The 15,587-nt window shown below is 71.6% G+C and carries 16 protein-coding genes; 5 read left to right on the forward strand and 11 right to left on the reverse strand.

Translation table 11 applies throughout. The features are described from left to right. Positions 1 to 98 precede the first annotated feature (98 nt). The gene (locus ACFZDK_RS51380) at positions 99 to 947 is read left to right on the forward strand and encodes a helix-turn-helix domain-containing protein (protein ID WP_390985109.1); all 849 of its coding nucleotides are present in this window, start codon (positions 99 to 101) and stop codon (positions 945 to 947) included. A gap of 16 nt (positions 948 to 963) precedes the next feature. Here ACFZDK_RS51380 and era read toward each other — a convergent pair whose 3' ends face one another. Beyond that, positions 964 to 1,932: a GTPase Era gene (gene era / locus ACFZDK_RS51385; RefSeq protein WP_390985112.1), complete on the reverse strand. Its 969-nt coding sequence runs from the start codon at positions 1,930 to 1,932 to the stop codon at positions 964 to 966. 144 nt (positions 1,933 to 2,076) lie between these two features. On the opposite strand from era, the gene ACFZDK_RS51390 reads away from it, so the two are divergent. Together ACFZDK_RS51390 and ACFZDK_RS51395 are read left to right on the forward strand one after the other, a co-directional pair. Beyond that, entirely contained in the window at positions 2,077 to 3,387 is a 1,311-nt protein-coding gene (locus tag ACFZDK_RS51390) for an ammonium transporter (RefSeq protein WP_390985116.1), read from the forward strand. Beyond that, positions 3,384 to 3,722, forward strand: a complete 339-nt coding sequence (locus ACFZDK_RS51395) for a P-II family nitrogen regulator (RefSeq protein ID WP_359218188.1) — start codon at positions 3,384 to 3,386, stop codon at positions 3,720 to 3,722. The genes ACFZDK_RS51390 and ACFZDK_RS51395 overlap by 4 nt, the downstream gene beginning before the upstream one ends. Here ACFZDK_RS51395 and ACFZDK_RS51400 read toward each other — a convergent pair. The 5 genes from ACFZDK_RS51400 to ACFZDK_RS51420 form a co-directional block, all read right to left on the reverse strand. Then, positions 3,616 to 4,680, reverse strand: coding sequence for a WxL protein peptidoglycan domain-containing protein (locus tag ACFZDK_RS51400; protein WP_390985119.1), 1,065 nt, complete (start codon positions 4,678 to 4,680; stop codon positions 3,616 to 3,618). The two genes, ACFZDK_RS51395 and ACFZDK_RS51400, sit on opposite strands and share 107 nt — an antisense overlap. Positions 4,681 to 4,763: 83 nt before the next feature. Beyond that, positions 4,764 to 6,098 (reverse strand): beta-xylosidase, encoded by a 1,335-nt coding sequence (locus tag ACFZDK_RS51405; protein WP_390985121.1) that lies wholly within the window; start codon positions 6,096 to 6,098, stop codon positions 4,764 to 4,766. 158 nt (positions 6,099 to 6,256) lie between these two features. Beyond that, positions 6,257 to 6,724, reverse strand: coding sequence for a hypothetical protein (locus tag ACFZDK_RS51410; RefSeq protein WP_390985124.1), 468 nt, complete (start codon positions 6,722 to 6,724; stop codon positions 6,257 to 6,259). Between the two features lie 506 nt (positions 6,725 to 7,230). After that, entirely contained in the window at positions 7,231 to 7,581 is a 351-nt protein-coding gene (locus ACFZDK_RS51415) for a cytidine deaminase (RefSeq protein ID WP_390985126.1), read from the reverse strand. Between the two features lie 38 nt (positions 7,582 to 7,619). Next, the gene (locus ACFZDK_RS51420; protein WP_390985129.1) at positions 7,620 to 8,498 is read right to left on the reverse strand and encodes a helix-turn-helix domain-containing protein; all 879 of its coding nucleotides are present in this window, start codon (positions 8,496 to 8,498) and stop codon (positions 7,620 to 7,622) included. A gap of 94 nt (positions 8,499 to 8,592) precedes the next feature. On the opposite strand from ACFZDK_RS51420, the gene ACFZDK_RS51425 reads away from it, so the two are divergent. Further along, a complete protein-coding gene (locus tag ACFZDK_RS51425; RefSeq protein WP_390985132.1) occupies positions 8,593 to 10,017 on the forward strand; it encodes an MFS transporter in 1,425 nt (474 codons plus the stop codon). Here the strand turns inward: ACFZDK_RS51425 and ACFZDK_RS51430 are convergent. The 4 genes from ACFZDK_RS51430 to ACFZDK_RS51445 are packed head-to-tail and all read right to left on the reverse strand — an operon-like array spanning position 10,014 to position 13,264. Then, the gene (locus ACFZDK_RS51430; protein WP_390985135.1) at positions 10,014 to 10,373 is read right to left on the reverse strand and encodes an MmcQ/YjbR family DNA-binding protein; all 360 of its coding nucleotides are present in this window, start codon (positions 10,371 to 10,373) and stop codon (positions 10,014 to 10,016) included. The two genes, ACFZDK_RS51425 and ACFZDK_RS51430, sit on opposite strands and share 4 nt — an antisense overlap. After that, the gene (locus ACFZDK_RS51435) at positions 10,370 to 11,665 is read right to left on the reverse strand and encodes a CNNM domain-containing protein (RefSeq protein ID WP_390985137.1); all 1,296 of its coding nucleotides are present in this window, start codon (positions 11,663 to 11,665) and stop codon (positions 10,370 to 10,372) included. Before ACFZDK_RS51435 ends, ACFZDK_RS51430 begins: the two co-directional genes overlap by 4 nt. Before the next feature lie 19 nt (positions 11,666 to 11,684). After that, positions 11,685 to 12,182, reverse strand: a complete 498-nt coding sequence (gene ybeY / locus ACFZDK_RS51440; protein WP_385687352.1) for an rRNA maturation RNase YbeY — start codon at positions 12,180 to 12,182, stop codon at positions 11,685 to 11,687. A 14-nt stretch (positions 12,183 to 12,196) separates the two neighbouring features. After that, positions 12,197 to 13,264 carry a PhoH family protein gene (locus ACFZDK_RS51445; protein ID WP_359224507.1) on the reverse strand — a complete coding sequence of 356 codons (1,068 nt, stop codon included), beginning with the start codon at positions 13,262 to 13,264 and terminating at the stop codon, positions 12,197 to 12,199. Positions 13,265 to 13,488: 224 nt separating this feature from the next. On the opposite strand from ACFZDK_RS51445, the gene ACFZDK_RS51450 reads away from it, so the two are divergent. Beyond that, the gene (locus ACFZDK_RS51450) at positions 13,489 to 14,163 is read left to right on the forward strand and encodes an FAD binding domain-containing protein (RefSeq protein WP_390985141.1); all 675 of its coding nucleotides are present in this window, start codon (positions 13,489 to 13,491) and stop codon (positions 14,161 to 14,163) included. Positions 14,164 to 14,387: 224 nt separating this feature from the next. Here the strand turns inward: ACFZDK_RS51450 and ACFZDK_RS51455 are convergent, their stop codons facing one another. Continuing rightward, positions 14,388 to 15,563, reverse strand: coding sequence for a PfkB family carbohydrate kinase (locus tag ACFZDK_RS51455; protein ID WP_390985143.1), 1,176 nt, complete (start codon positions 15,561 to 15,563; stop codon positions 14,388 to 14,390). Positions 15,564 to 15,587: the final 24 nt, after the last annotated feature.

Raw genomic sequence — 15,587 nt, forward strand, 5'->3', positions numbered from 1 at the left:
CCCACCCTCGCCGTCCCGCGGCGGCACCGGGAGAGACCTTCCGATCAGGGGATCGACGGTCCCTGGATAAGCCGGGCGGGCGGCGCCACCCTGGAGACATGGACCGCCCCGAGCTCGCCGACTTCCTGCGCCGCGCCCGTACCCGGCTGGACCCCTCCGACGTGGGCCTGGCACCCGGCGCCCGGCGGCGCACACCGGGGCTGCGGCGCGAGGAGGTGGCGTCGCTGGCCGGCATGTCGGCCGACTACTACACGCGCCTCGAACAGTCCCGGGGGCCGCGTCCGTCCCGCCAGATGCTGACGGCGCTGGCCCGCGCCCTGCGCCTGACCGAGGACGAACGGGACCACCTGTTCCACCTGACCGGCGAGGAGCCCCCGCGCCGGGAGACCGCGAGCACACACGTCCGCCCCGGCCTGCTGCTGGTCCTGGACCGGCTGCACGACACCCCGGCGCTGGTGTCGACGGACTGCGGCGAGATCCTGGCCCAGAACGCGCTGTCCCGGGCGCTCAGCGGCGACGTACTGGCCCGCCCGCCGCGCGAGCGCAACCTGCTCCGCCGTTACTTCCTGGACCCGTCCGCCCGCGACCTGTTCCCGCCGGAGGACCGCCCGGCACGGGCCCGCGAACACGTCGCGAACCTCCGCGCGGTGGCCGCGGCCCGCCCCACCGACCCCGCCCCCGCCGCCCTGGTCGCCGAACTCCTGGCCGGCAGCGAGGAGTTCGCCCGCCTCTGGGCCGACCACGAAGTCGCCGTACGCCGAGCCGCCACCAAACGCTTCCGCCACCCCACCGTCGGCCTCCTCGAACTCGACTGCGAGGTCCTCCTCAACGCCGACACCCACCAACAACTCGTCATCCACACCGCCCGCCCCGGCACGGACTCCTACGAACGCCTCCAACTCCTGCGCGTGGTAGGCCTCCAGGACATGACCCCGACCCGGCCCTGACCCTCCGCGCCCGGCCTCAGAACCCCAGCCGCCGCAACTGCTTCGGATCCCGCTGCCAGTCCTTGGCGACCTTCACGTGCAGGTCGAGGAAGACGGGTGTTCCCAGCAGCGCCTCGATCTGCTTGCGGGACTTGATGCCCACCTCCTTCAGGCGCTTGCCCTTGGGGCCGATGATGATGCCCTTCTGGCTGGGGCGTTCGATGAAGAGGTTGGCGTGGATGTCGAGGAGGGGCTTGTCGGCGGGGCGGTCCTCGCGGGGGAGCATCTCCTCGACGACGACGGCGATGGAGTGCGGGAGCTCGTCGCGGACGCCTTCGAGGGCCGCCTCGCGGATCAGCTCGGCGATCATGACCTGTTCCGGCTCGTCGGTCAGGTCGCCCTCGGGGTAGAGGGCGGGGCCCTCGGGGAGGAGCGGGACGAGCAGGTCGGCCAGCAGGCTCACCTGCTTGTCGCCGACCGCCGACACCGGCACGATCTCCGCCCACTCGAAGCCCAGCTCCTTGCCGAGCTGGTCGATGGCGATCAGCTGCTCGGCGAGGGTCTTGGAGTCGACGAGGTCGGTCTTGGTGACGACGGCGACCTTGGGGGTCTTCTTGATCCCCGCGAGTTCCTTGGCGATGAACCGGTCACCGGGGCCGATCTTCTCGTTCGCCGGCAGGCAGAAGCCGATCACGTCGACCTCGGCCCAGGTGGTGCGGACCACGTCGTTGAGGCGCTCGCCCAGCAGCGTGCGCGGCTTGTGGAGCCCCGGGGTGTCGACAAGGATCAGCTGGGCGTCCTCCCGGTGCACGATCCCCCGCACCGTGTGCCGCGTGGTCTGCGGCTGGTTCGCGGTGATCGCCACCTTCTGCCCGACCAGAGCGTTCGTGAGGGTGGACTTGCCCGCGTTGGGACGCCCGACGAAACAGGCGAAGCCCGCCCGGTGGACGGTCTCCGACGATTCCGACGGCTCGGTTGACTGGCTGCGAACGCTCATGGCCCCCATTCTCCCTGATCCAAGACGCCCCGCCGCACCGTGAGATTTCGGTAACCCCACCGCAACGAAACGTCACGGAAACACAGTCGTACGCGACCGGAAACGGGAACCGGTGACCCTCTGACGAGCCCCCGCCCAGGTTGGAGACGCCCTGTGTACCTCGCCGCCGCGCACGCCGACACCGGTGACACCGCCTGGCTGCTCGCCGCCACCGCCCTGGTCCTGCTGATGACACCGGGACTGGCCTTGTTCTACGGCGGCATGGTCCGCACGAAGAGCGTCCTCAACATGCTGATGATGAGCTTCGTGTCGATCGCACTGGTCACGGTGGTGTGGCTGGCGGGCGGCTACTCACTGGCGTTCGGGGACGACGCGGCGGCCGGGCTGATCGGCGGCCTCGAACACGCCGGGATGAGCGGGCTCGGTCCGGACAGCGTCCAGGGCACCGTGCCCACCCTGCTCTTCGCCACCTTCCAGCTCACCTTCGCGATCGTCACGGCCGCGCTGATCAGCGGCGCGATCGCGGACCGGGCGAAATTCGGGGCCTGGCTGGTGTTCGTACCGGTATGGGCGCTGCTCGTATACGTTCCGGTGGCGCACTGGGTGTGGGGCCCCGGTGGCTGGATCGCGCACCCTCTCGGGGCGCTGGACTTCGCGGGCGGTCTGCCGGTCGAGATCACCTCGGGTGCGTCCGGGCTGGCGCTGTGCCTGGTCCTCGGCCCCCGGCTCGGCTTCAAGAAGGACGCGATGCGCCCGCACAACCTCCCCATGGTCGTCCTGGGCGCCGGTCTGCTCTGGTTCGGCTGGTTCGGCTTCAACGCGGGCAGCGCGCTGGGCGCGAACGGCCTCGCGGCCGCCGCCTTCCTCAACACCATGGCCGCCGGCTGCACCGGCCTGCTCGGCTGGCTCTTCGTCGAGCAGAAGCGCGACGGCCACCCGACGACCCTGGGCGCCGCGTCGGGCGCGGTCGCGGGCCTGGTGGCCATCACCCCGTCCTGCGGCTCGGTCTCGCTCCTCGGCTCCCTCGTCGTCGGCCTCGCGGCGGGCGTGGTCTGCTCGTACGCCGTGAGCTGGAAGTTCAGGTTCGACTACGACGACTCGCTCGACGTCGTCGGCGTCCACCTGGTCGGCGGAGTCATCGGCACCCTGCTCATCGGCCTGTTCGCGGAGAAGGCGATGACCGGGGGCGCCGAGGGCCTCTTCTACGGCGGCGGGCTCGCCCAGCTCGGCAAGCAGGCCGTGGCGGTCGTGGTCGTGGCCGCGTACGCCTTCACCGTGACGTACGGCATCGGCAGGCTGCTCGACAAGACCATGGGCTTCCGGGCGGACGAGGACCAGGAGCACACCGGACTGGACCTTACGGTGCACGCCGAGACGGCTTACGATCACGGGGTCCTGGGCCACGGCGCCCCGGTCGCCCACTCCGTCCTCCCCACCGCCCAGAAGGTCACCGCCCAGCCATGAAGCTCGTCACCGCGATCGTCAAGCCCTACCGCCTCGACGCGGTGAAGACCGCCCTCCAGGAACTCGGCGTGCACGGCCTGACCGTGACCGAGGCCAGCGGGTACGGCCGGCAGCGCGGCCACACCGAGGTGTACCGGGGCGCCGAGTACCAGGTCGACCTGGTCCCCAAGGTCCGGATCGAGGTCGTCGTCGACGACGCCGACTCCGAGCCCGTGATCGAGGCGATCGTCAGGGCCGCGCAGACGGGGAAGATCGGGGACGGGAAGGTGTGGGCACTGCCGGTGGAGACGGTCGTACGGGTGCGGACGGGCGAGCGCGGCCCCGACGCCCTCTGAGACGCTTCAGGAGAGGCGTCCCCCGGCCCCGGCGTGACCTGGCGATCAGCACGCCGCCCGCCACCCCGGCGACGAAGGCCAGCGCCACCACCAGCCACGGCAGCGCGAGGAACGAGGCGCTCGCCGACTCCTTGGTGCCGGTCGCGCTGGCCGTCAGCGTCACATCCCCCCAGTCGAACTGGGGCGCGTCCCGCCAGGGTGCGGTGAGCCGGACCCGCTCCCCCGGGAGGAGTTCGGAGGGGACGCCGGTGAGGTCGCGGCTGAGCAGCGTCCGGCCGAACAGGCCCTGCGCGCGCAACCGCACCTTCGGGTCCAGGGTGACGTTCCCGGTGTTGTGCAGGGTGTAGGAGATCGTCGCCGTGCTGTCGCCGAGACCGGGGACGAGCGGCTGGTGATGGGTGAGGTGCACGTTCTCGACGGCGAGGGCCGGCAGCGTCGGCCCGCTCACCCGCAGATAGACCCGGGCGCCGACGGCCCGCTGCACCCCGAGCGCCAGGGAGCCCGACCCGGGGTCGACACGCTCGTCCAGCGCCACGATCGCACCGGGATGGTCACCGGGCTCGGCCCCCTGGGGCACCCGCAGGGTGAAGGGAACCGTCACCGTCCTGTGCGGGGGCACCGTGACCCGCGCCTGCCCGAGCTTCGCCCAGGCCCCCACGCCCCGCATTCGCTCCTTCACGGTACGGACGGCGAAGCCACCGTCCCGCGCGGTGTTGTAGGCGTCGGCCGCGTACAGCCGGAAGGTCAGCGGTTTCCCGGTCTTGTTGGCGACGGCCACCTTGTCGGTGATCGTCTGTCCGGGGTCGAGGGAGAGGTAGAAGTACGGCCGCGCCGCGATCTTGGAGGCGACCGGGTAGACGGACCAGCTGCCGTTGTCGGCGGCGCGCGCGGGGCCCGCCGTGAGGAACACGCCGAGGAACAGACTCAGGAGGAGGACGTACGGCTTGGCGCGACGCATGGGTGCGGACCCCCGGTCGGAAGCGGTCGGGTGGCGGCCGGGCCCCCGTCTGAGGGAGCCCGGCCGCCACGCGGGGAGTTGGCTCAGGTGAGCGTCAGGGTGAGGACTCCGGAGTACGACCCCGGAGGCGTGAACGCCGGTACGTCCAGGGAGAGTCCGGCGTCGACGGTGAACTGACCGCCGGTGAGCGTGCCGTCCGGGGTCGACGCGAGGGTCGCTCCGGAACTGCCGACGGTGCCCGCCGAACCGGCCGCACAGGTGCTGGGGCTGCCGGTCTTGGTCGCGCAGGCGGGGGTCCAGCCGAGCTTGCCCGCGTCGATCTTGGCGCCCGGACCGGTGAAGTCGGTGACCTTGCCGGTGAGCGACCAGCCGGCCGGACCGCCGCGGAAGTCCTTGACGGTCACGGTCTGCAACGCGCCCGTCGAGGCCCCGCCCTGACCGAAGTCGACCGCCGACAGCGCGACGGAGTCCCCGGCCTGGGACATGGACAGGGTGCCCGCCTTGACCGTGGTCGTCAGCTTCTGACTCCCGTCCGGCACAGGCGTCGTGTCGTTCACGACGTAGGCGGCAGGCCCGGCCCCCGCTTCATCACTCCACGCACTCCCCTCGTACGCCACGATCCCGGTCGTCGTCTTGTCGTTGACGACGATCGGCGCGCTGAAGGAACCGTCGGAGCCCGCGGTCGCCGTGGCCGTGTCCGCGGTCTGGCTGCTGCCCGACCGTCCGGCCAGCGTCACGGTCGCGCCCGGCGTGAAGTTCTGCCCGCTGACGGTCACGCTGTCACCGGGGTTGCCGGAGGCCTTGTCCAGGCTGATGGCCCGGTTGTTGACCGGGGTGGTCGAGGTCGCCGTGACGGTCTCCGACACCGGGGCGGGCGGGTTGGTGACCGTGCACGGGGTGTCCAGCTCCAGGATGTAGCTGGTGTGGATGTTGTAGTCACCGGGCGAGAGCGTGATGGCGCCCGCCGAGGTGGCGGTGAACGTCCCGGTCATCGAGAACGACGGGAAGGTCCCGTACCCCGGCACCGGATCGTTCTTCTTCGGCCCGGTCACCGTCACGTCGCCGGTCTGCGCGCCGCCCAACGTCACCTTCCCGGTCGGCGTCATGATGTCGGCCGGCAGCGCGAGGGCGGTGGGGTTGTTGGCGGCGGGCGTGACCACGGTGTAGGTCACGGTGACCGTGTCGCCGACCTTCGGGCTGGTGTTGTCCACCGAGATGTTGGCGGTGGTGGTGCCGTCGATCGGCGGGAGGCCCGCGACGGCGGGCGGGATGCAGTGCGTGGCGAAGTCGACGTTCGTCCCGGCGGCACCGGCCGGACAGGCCAGTGCGCCGCCCGCCGTGACCGCGAGCGCGGTCGCCCCGAACAGTGAGATCCAGCGCCACCGTCGGGATCTTCGTGATCTTGGGGGTGAACCCATGGAAGCCCCCTCCTGAGGGTTGCGGGCGCAGCGGCTCCTCTGCGCCGACAGGGGGCCATTGATGTGGAGGCCGCGTGAGAAGTCAATGGAGATGCCGCAGAAACCTGACGGTTCATCAGCTTCTGCGGCATCCGGAACGAACCCGTCAGCCGGCCCGGTCAGAAGACGAAGGGACCGGGCGACTGGGCGGCGCTGGACGTACAGGTGACGGTGACGCCGAAGATGACCATCTTCAGCGAGCCGCCGTGGAAGTCGAGGCTGTCACCGGAGGCCACGGTGCCGGGGAGCGGGCCGACGGTGACCGCGGAACCGGCGGCCATGGCCGGGTTCACGGTGCCGCTGAAGACGACGTTGCTGCCGGTCGAGTTGGCCATGGTCAGCGTGGAGGCGATGGAGTTCGCCGACAGGGCGAGCGGGGTCGTGATCGCGCTGGAGGTGAGCGTGAGGGTGGCGCTGGTGCCGCTCTGGGTCGCGGTGAGCGTGGCCGCGCCGCCGCCGAAGATGCCGCAGCTGGCGGTGACGGTCGCGGTGGTCGGGGTGACGGCGGCGGCCGAGGGCGCGAAGGCCAGCGCCGTGGCGGCGAGGGCCCCCGCCGCGAGTGCCGCACCGGTGGTGATTCGTTTCATGGGGATCGGTCTCCCTTCCCGTTACGTGGGAATGCCATGTGGGGATCACGGCCCCGGTCCGGGTGGATGCGGGCACACCGCGGGGCGCTGCGATCCGACGAGCCATCAGGATCTGACGGTCCGTCGGATTGCACGTTCCCATTGATGCGTGAGAGACACAGACCGACAAGGTTGAATTCCGGCCTACGTTCCTTCGGGGGTTGACCGAAGGGGGGCGCCGACCGGGGGGCGGTTGCGGTGGTGGCTCGGCTGCGGGTGCGTGGGGGCTGATCGCGCCCACGCGGCGGAGCCGCATATCGATACAGCCCCGCGCCCCTGAAGGGGCGCTGACTGGGCCCGCTAAAGGGGCGCGGGGAACTGCGCGAGCAACCACGACGGCGCCGCACCCGCCCCCACACCTCGCCCACCCCAGTCAACCGACCTCCGCCCCTCCCTCGACGGAGTCAACAAGTCCTCGCTTCTCGGCGGACCGAGTCGGGTGGGTGGGTGGGCCGGTGGGCAAAAGATCACGCAGGGACAGTGAGCCGAACCTCCCCGTCCGGTCCCGCCAGCAGCACCGGCGTCCCCGGCCCCCCAAGATCCCGCACGGCAGCCAGATCCTCCGCCGAAACCCCGTCGGCCCCCGAAACAACCGCCGCCGCCTCCAGCGACTCCGCCCCCGACGCCACCGCCATCGCCACCGCCGTCCGCAGCGCGCTCAGCCTCAGTGAGGGCAGCTCCACGCTCCCCGCGACATACGTACGGCCGGTGGAGTCCCGTACGGCCGCCCCCTCCGGCACCCCGTTGCGGGCCCGGGCCGAACGGGCCAGGGTGACGATCTTGCGGTCCTCGGGATCAAGCGCGCTGCTGTCGGTCATGCCCCCGAGCATACGAACAACCCGGCCCGACCCCTCGTTCACCCCGCCACCGGGTACATCGCCCCGCGCCGCCCCTCCGGCGAGGCCAGCCACTCCAGCTTCGCCGCGGTCCCGGCCTCCTCCAACGGAGTGTGCAGCACGATCGTCAGGTCCGGCCGGGCCGGCACCCGCATCGCCGTGGACTCCAGGCACAACAGCCCCACCAGCGGATGCTCCAGCTCCTTGCGGATGAGCCCGGCGTCCTCGATGTCCCGCTCCGCCCACAGCTCCGCGAACTCCGCGCTGGACTCCGTCAGTTGCGCCAGCAACGCCTGGAACCCCTCGTCGTCCGGCCGCGCCGCGCTCGCCGCCCGGAACTGCGCCACCACCGTCCGCGCGTTGCGGTCCCAGCTCGCCGAACGGGACCGGTACAGCGGGTCGGTGAAGAAGTCGACGAGACAGTTCTGTGTGGTGTCCGGCCGCATGCCGAGCACGAACGCGGCCGCGTCGTTGTACATCACGCAGTTGTAGTACATGTCCATGATGTGCGCCGGATACGGCATCCAGGTGTCGATCAGCCGCCGCAGCCCCGCGCCCATGTCCTGCCGCTCGGGCGCCGGCCGGGGCGCCGGAGGGTTCAGCCCGGCCAGCAGATACAGGTGCCGCCGCTCGGCGTCGCCCATCCGCAGCACCCGCGCCACCGCGTCCAGCACCTGCGGCGACACGGAGATGTCCCGCCCCTGCTCCAGCCACTGGTACCAGGAGGCGCCCACCCCGGCGAGCACGGCGACCTCCTCCCGGCGCAGTCCCGGCGTACGCCGCCGCGCCCCGCCGTCCGGGAGTCCCGCCTCGGCCGGCGAGACCCGGGCCCGCCGGCTTCTCAGGAACTCCCTCAGTTCGCGCCGGTGCTGGTCCCTCAGCTCATCCGCGACAGCCACGTACCGATCCCCCTCGTCGCCGTGTCTGGTGGTGCCACCACCACCATAAGTTCCGACTCCCCACGGCTATTCCGTCCGCCGGATGCTCGTTGCCATGGCGACCGACACGATCACCGAACCCACCACTCCTCTCACCCCTTCCGGCCCTCCGCGTCTGTCGAGGCGCGACAAGCTCGTCCTCTTCGTCCTGTGCGCGGCCCAGTTCATGGTCGCCCTGGACTTCTCCGTCCTGAACGTGGCCCTGCCCGCCCTCGGCGCCGACCTCGGCATGAGCCGCTTCGCCCTGCAGTGGGCGGTGACCGCGTTCGCGCTGCCGTCCGGCGGCTTCCTGCTGCTCTTCGGCCGGATCGGCGACCTGTACGGCCGCCGGAAGCTGTTCCTGACCGGCCTCGCCCTGTTCGGCGCGGCCTCGCTGCTGGCGACCCTGGCCTGGGACCCGGCGTCCTTCCTGACCGGCCGGGCGCTGCAGGGGCTCGGCGCGGCGGCGATCGTCCCGACGGGCATGTCGCTGCTGACCACCACCTTCCCGGAGGGCCCGGCCCGGGACCGTGCCCTCGGCATCTCGGGCACGCTGCTGTCGCTGGGCTTCACCGTCGGCATGGTGGCCGGCGGCCTCCTCACCGACGTCCTCGGCTGGCGCTCGACGATGGCCCTGCTGACGGCCTTCGCCCTGATCGTGCTGCCCCTCGCGCCCGGTCTGCTGCCCGAGTCCCGCACCCCCGACCGCCCGCGCCTGGACGTCCCCGGCGCGATCACGGTCACCACCGCCCTGCTCTCCCTGATCTACGCCCTCTCCACGGCCGCCGAGAACGGCTTCGCCCGCGCGGACGTCGTCGCCGCCCTCGTCGCGGGGGTGGTCCTGCCGGCCGCGTTCGTCGCGGTCGAGTCCCGTGCCGCCGCCCCGCTGGTCTCGCTGCCTATGCTGCGCCGCTCCACGGTGGCCTGGGGCAATGTGGGCGGTCTGGTCACGTTCTCGATGATGTCGACGGTCGTCTTCGCGCTGACCCTGTACCTCCAGGAGGTCCTGCGCCTGTCGGCGTTCGAGACGGGCCTGGTCTTCGGTGTGCAGGGCGTGCTGTCGGCGGTCGCCGGCACCCTCGCTCCGAAGGTCATCGGCCGCTACGGCGCCCACCGCACCCTCGTCGGCTCACTGGCCGGACAGGGCACCCTGGTGGCGGCGCTGCTCCTGCTGAACGCCCACACCTGGTCGGTGTGGCTCGCCACGGCCGCCGTGTCCCTGGCCAGCATGTGCCACCTGGGCGCGATCATCTCGTACGGCCTGACGGTCACCGCGGGTGTCCCGGACGAGCAGCAGGGCCTGGCCACCGGTCTGGTGACCTCGACCCAGCAGGTGGGGCTCACGATCGGCATCCCGCTGCTGGGCGTCCTGGCCACCACCTCCCCCAGCCTGCTCACCGGCGTCCACACGGTCCTCGCCCTGGACGCGGCGATCGTGCTGGCGGCGGCCGTCCTGGTCGCGCTGGGCCTGCGCCGCGCCCGGCCCGGCGACCGGGTCTAGGGCCGGTCCAGCCGCAGCCGCTCCGCCCTCGGCAGCCCGGCGACGACAAGGTCGTACGAGTCCTCGACCAGCTCTCTCACGAGCCGGTCGGGGAGTTCGCCGTCCACGGTGACGGTGTTCCAGTGGCGCTTGTTCATGTGGTAGCCAGGGGTGATCAGGCCCTCGTGGTCGGCGCGGAGCCGGATCGCGTCCTCGGGGTCGCACTTGAGGTTGACCGTGAGGGGCCGCCCGTCCAGCCGGCTCAGCGCGAACATCTTGCCGAGCACCTTGAAGACGGAGGTGTCCGGGTTGAAGGGGAAGTCCTCCTCGGCCGCGTTGAAGGAGAGGCAGAGGGCGCGGAGCCGGTCCGGGGTCACTCGGGGTCTCCCTCCGCCGCGTCGGGCACCGGCTCCACCAGCACCGTCACGATCTTGTTGCGGCGGCCGGCGGCCGCCTCGGCGGTCAGCGCCAGCCTGCGGCCGTCAGGGAGTTCGACCGGGGCGGAGGCACCGGCGATGGGGACCCGGCCGAGGGCCTTCGCGAGCAGTCCGCCGACGGTCTCCACGTCCTCGTCGTCGTACTCCTCCAGGCCGTACAGCTCGCCGAGATCGGTGATGTCGAGGCGGGCGGTGACCCGGTAGCGGTCGTCGCCGAGGTCGGTGACGGGCGGGAGTTCACGGTCGTACTCGTCGGTGATCTCGCCGACGATCTCCTCCAGGATGTCCTCGATGGTGACGATCCCGGCCGTGCCGCCGTACTCGTCGATGACGACGGCGACGTGGTTGCGTTCCTTCTGCATCTCGCGCAGCAGGTCGCCGGCGTTCTTGGTGTCGGGGACGAAGAACGCGGGCCGCATCGCGGTGGAGACCAGGTCGGACTCGGCGTCCCGGCTGATGTGCGTCTTGCGGACCAGGTCCTTCAGATACACGATCCCGACGATGTCGTCCTCGCTCTCCCCGGTGACGGGTATCCGCGAGAAGCCGGACCTGAGCGCGAGGGTGAGGGCCTGCCGGATGGTCTTGTAGCGCTCGATGACGACGAGGTCGGTGCGCGGGACCATGACCTCCCGGACCAGCGTGTCGCTCAGCTCGAAGACCGAGTGCACCATGCGGCGCTCCTCGTCCTCGATCAGGGACTCCTGCTCGGCCAGGTCCACCAGGGCGCGCAGCTCGGCCTCGGAGGCGAACGGGCCGCGCCGGAAGCCCTTGCCGGGTGTGAGCGCGTTGCCGATGAGGATGAGGAGATAGGGGACCGGGCCCATGATCCGGGCCAGCGGCAGCAGCACGTACGCGGCGGCCGTGGCCGTGTTCAGCGGGTGCTGGCGGCCGATGGTGCGCGGGGAGACGCCGACGGCGACGTAGGACACGAGCACCATCACGCCGATCGCGGCGAGCAGCGCCTGCCAGGTGCTGGGGATCTCCTGGAGGCACTCGTAGGTGACGAGGGCCGCGGCGGCCATCTCGCAGGCGACGCGGACCAGAAGCGCCACGTTGAGATAGCGGGTCGGGTCGGCGGCGAGTTCGGCGAGCCGGGCGCTGCCGCGCCGCCCGGACTTCACCGCCTCCTCGGCACGGAAACTGGAGACGCGGGCGATACCGGCCTCGGCGCAGGCGGCCAGCCAGGCGACGACGACCAGGGCGATCGCCCCGAGAACGATCTGCGGACTCATGCGAGGACGACCCGCCCGACTAGGAGACCGTCGGCGCCGGAGAGGGCCCGGTCAGGCCCTGCTCCGTCCGCCAGCCGTCCACGATGGCCGCCTGCAGGCCGAACATCTCGGCCTTCTCGTCGGGCTCCTCGTGGTCGTAGCCGAGCAGGTGCAGCACACCATGGACGGTGAGCAGCTGGAGCTCCTCGTCCATGGAGTGCTGGGTCTCGGCCTCGGCGCCCTGCTTGGCGGCGACCTCCGGGCAGAGCACGATGTCGCCGAGCAGCCCCTGCGGGGGCTCCTCCTCGTCCTTCGACGGCGGCCGCAGCTCGTCCATCGGGAACGACATGACATCGGTGGGCCCGGGCAGGTCCATCCACTGGATGTGCAGCTGCTCCATGGCGTCGGCGTCCACGACGATCACCGAGAGCTCGGAGAGCGGGTGGATGCGCATCCGTGCGAGCGCGTAGCGGGCGATGTCGAGGATCGCCTGCTCGTCGACCTCGGTTCCGGACTCGTTGTTGACGTCGATCGACATGGCGCGGTGCTTGTCTACTTCCCCTTGTGCCCGGACTTCGAGCGGCCGCCCTGGTGCGCGCCGTTCTCCGTGCCGTGCTGGCTGTCGAACTTCTCGTACGCGTCGACGATACGGCCCACCAGCTTGTGCCGTACGACATCGTGGGACGTCAGCCGGGAGAAGTGCACGTCCTCCACACCCTCCAGGATGTCCTGCACCTGGCGCAGACCGGACTTGGTGCCGTTCGGCAGGTCGACCTGGGTGACGTCACCCGTGATCACGATCTTCGACTCGAAGCCGAGGCGGGTGAGGAACATCTTCATCTGCTCGGGCGAGGTGTTCTGGGCCTCGTCGAGAATGATGAAGGCGTCGTTGAGGGTGCGGCCCCGCATGTAGGCGAGGGGCGCCACCTCGATCGTCCCGGCCGCCATCAGCCGCGGGATCGAGTCCGGGTCGAGCATGTCGTGCAGCGCGTCGTACAGCGGGCGCAGGTAGGGGTCGATCTTCTCGTAGAGCGTGCCGGGCAGGAAGCCCAGCCGCTCCCCCGCCTCCACGGCCGGCCGGGTCAGGATGATGCGGTTGACCTGCTTGGACTGCAGGGCCTGCACCGCCTTGGCCATGGCCAGGTACGTCTTTCCGGTACCGGCGGGGCCGATGCCGAAGACGATCGTGTGCTTGTCGATCGCGTCGACGTACCGCTTCTGGTTGAGGGTCTTGGGGCGGATGGTGCGGCCGCGCGAGGACAGGATGTTCTGGGTCAGAACCTGGGCCGGGGTCTCCTCCGCGCCCTCCCCGTTCTCACTCGCCCGCAGCATGGCGATCGAGCGTTCCACTGCGTCCTCCGTCATCGGCTGCCCGGTGCGGAGCACCAGCATCATCTCGTCGAACAGGCGCTGGACGAGGGCGACTTCATGCGCCTCGCCGACCGCGCTGATCTCATTGCCCCGGACGTGTATGTCGGCCGCCGGGAAGGCCTTCTCGATCACACGCAGCAGGGAGTCGCCGGATCCCAGTACCGTGACCATCGGGTGCTGGGCGGGAACCTCGAACTGAGCTCGGGCCTGCTGCTGCGCGGGAGAGTGAGCTGTGGGTGTCTGAGTCATGGGCCGGCGCTTAAGGCCTGCGGTTCCTCCTCATCACGGCCGCGTAGCTGAGGGCGGCCTCGCGGTATCAAGCGTACGACGTGGCACTGACAACGCCGTAGGACTTTTCGCGGGGAAGGGCGCCCCCGGTGCAGCCGTGAGCTCTGCATGCGCTCCTGCACGCCGGGGCAGAATCCGGCCTACGTCCGTATGTCCTTACAGAGCGCTTCAGAAAGCAGGTAGCCGTGCAGCTGCGTCTGCCCACGTCGGTGTCCGAGGCCCGGGAGTGCCTGGCCGAGGGGGCGATACCCGTCGGCGGAGCGACCCTCGTGTGGGCCGCCTGGCAGCGGGACGGCTTCCCGGAACAGGCGGTGTCCCTGCGGAAGGTACCGGAGGCGACGGCGATAGGGAACGGGGTGCTCGGCGGGGCGGTACTGCTGCACCAGGTGGACGACCGGGTTCCGGAGGTGCTGCGGCTGGCCGCGAAGGGCGTCGGCACGGGGGCGGTGCGCCGGGCGGCGACGGTGGGCGGGAACGTCGCCGGGTCGAGCCTGCGGGATCTGCTGCCCGCGGCGCTGGTGCTGGACGCGCGGGCCGACGTGCTCACGGCGGACGGGGTGGAGGACGTGGAGCTGGCCGAGGTGGTGGCGAAGTCGCCGGTGCTGTTGGCGCTGCGCTGGCGGGAGCCGGTGCGGGGGGCGTACGCCAAGGTGGCGGACCCGGCGGGCGGGGAGGTGCCGAGCATTGTCGCGGCGGCGGTGGACACGGAGGGGGTGCTGAGGGTCGCGGTGCGGGAGGGGTATGTGGTGAGCGCGGGGGACGGTGGGGTGGAGGAGCTGTTCGCCGGGGCGTTGGCAGGGGTGTCGGAGGCGGGGCGGGAGCTGGTGCGGGCGCAGGTGGCGACGGTGACCGGGGTGTAGGTGGGGGTGGTTTCGGTCCGTCGTCGGGCGCGGGTGGGTGGGGGCCGATCGCGCAGTTCCTCCCCCAGCCTTCGGCCGGGGGGACCCCCAGCACCCCTGACGGGGCGCTGTCCAGCCGCTTCTCCTCAGCTGCGGGCAGGCGTGCCGCAGGGCGGCACGGGTGGGCGCGGGCGGCACCCTGCCGGCGCCGGTAAGCGTCCCCAGCCCCAGCGCACCCGCACCCGTCACCCCGCGCGGCCGAACCCGATCGTCGGGACTGCCCTCCGCAGTGGCCAGGGGCGGGCCTGGTCCTCCCCCGGTACCAGGCCGTCCAGGAACGCGTAGCGGCGCAGGGCCGCAGGGTCCTGGCCCTCGACCGACTGCACCTTGCGCCACCAGGCGCCGATCTCGGACCACCCGGGGGCCGACAGGGAGCCGCCGAACTCCTGGACGGAGAGCGCCGCGGTGAGGCCGGCGAAGGCGAGGCGGTCGGCGAGGGGCCAGTCGGCGAGGGTGCCGGTGACGAAGCCGGCGACGAAGACATCGCCCGCGCCGGTCGGGTCGAGGGCCTCCACGGCGATCGCCGGGACCTCGGCGGACTCGCCGGTGCGTCCGTCGACGGCGTACGCGCCGTCCGCGCCGAGGGTGACCACGGCGAGCGGCACGTACGCGGTGAGGGCGTGCGCGGCGGCGCGCGGGCAGTCGGCACCGGTGTACCGCATGGCCTCCTCCGCGTTCGGCAGGAACGCCTCGCAGTGCTCCAGGTCGGCGAGGCTCGCCAGGTCCCATGCCCCGGTGTCGTCCCAGCCGACGTCGGCGAAGATCCGGGTGCCCTCGGCGGCGGCCCTGGCGATCCACGGGTTGCGTTTGCCGGGCAGCAGCGAGGCGACGGCGGCGCGCGCGTGGGCGGGGCGGCCGGGTGCGTTCTGCTGGCGGAACAGGGTGTCGGCGGGCGGTTCGTGGCCGTGCGAGACCATGGTCCGCTCGCCCTCGTAGGCCATGGAGACGGTGACCGGCGAGTGCCAGCCGCGCACGGTCCGGGACGGGGAGAGGTCGATGCCCTCGCCCTGTTCGAGCGCGTCCCAGCAGTACTCGCCGTAGTGGTCGTCGCCGAAGGCCGCCGCCAGGGAGGTCTTCAGGCCGAGCCGGGCGAGGGCGGTGGCCATGTTGGCGATGCCGCCGGGGCTGGAGCCCATGCCGCGCGCCCAGGACTCGGTGCCGCGCACCGGGGCGGACGCGAGGCCGGTGAAGATGATGTCGAGGAAGACGGTGCCGGTGAGATAGACGTCCCAGGGCGGATCGTCCGGTGCGCGCAGACCGGCCAGCGGGTCGACCTGCGCGGCACAGTGCGGTGTTGTTGCTCCCCTGTCGTCGTCGAGGTACTCGGGTTCCTCTCCGGCGAACGCGTTGGACGCGGTCACGGTGCGCTCCCTGACGTGGTGCGG

It is taken from the genome of Streptomyces sp. NPDC007901 (assembly GCF_042959465.1).
Taxonomy (GTDB): Bacteria; Actinomycetota; Actinomycetes; order Streptomycetales; family Streptomycetaceae; genus Streptomyces.

Coding starts and splice junctions, on each gene's coding strand:
- ybeY (WP_385687352.1), bottom strand. CDS start 12,182: ATGTCGATCGACGTCAACAACGAGTCCGGAACCGAGGTCGACGAGCAG.
- ACFZDK_RS51410 (WP_390985124.1), bottom strand. CDS start 6,724: ATGAAACGAATCACCACCGGTGCGGCACTCGCGGCGGGGGCCCTCGCC.
- era (WP_390985112.1), bottom strand. CDS start 1,932: ATGGGGGCCATGAGCGTTCGCAGCCAGTCAACCGAGCCGTCGGAATCG.
- ACFZDK_RS51400 (WP_390985119.1), bottom strand. CDS start 4,680: ATGCGTCGCGCCAAGCCGTACGTCCTCCTCCTGAGTCTGTTCCTCGGC.
- ACFZDK_RS51395 (WP_359218188.1), top strand. CDS start 3,384: ATGAAGCTCGTCACCGCGATCGTCAAGCCCTACCGCCTCGACGCGGTG.
- ACFZDK_RS51380 (WP_390985109.1), top strand. CDS start 99: ATGGACCGCCCCGAGCTCGCCGACTTCCTGCGCCGCGCCCGTACCCGG.
- ACFZDK_RS51405 (WP_390985121.1), bottom strand. CDS start 6,098: ATGGGTTCACCCCCAAGATCACGAAGATCCCGACGGTGGCGCTGGATC.
- ACFZDK_RS51415 (WP_390985126.1), bottom strand. CDS start 7,581: ATGACCGACAGCAGCGCGCTTGATCCCGAGGACCGCAAGATCGTCACC.
- ACFZDK_RS51445 (WP_359224507.1), bottom strand. CDS start 13,264: ATGACTCAGACACCCACAGCTCACTCTCCCGCGCAGCAGCAGGCCCGA.
- ACFZDK_RS51425 (WP_390985132.1), top strand. CDS start 8,593: ATGGCGACCGACACGATCACCGAACCCACCACTCCTCTCACCCCTTCC.
- ACFZDK_RS51435 (WP_390985137.1), bottom strand. CDS start 11,665: ATGAGTCCGCAGATCGTTCTCGGGGCGATCGCCCTGGTCGTCGTCGCC.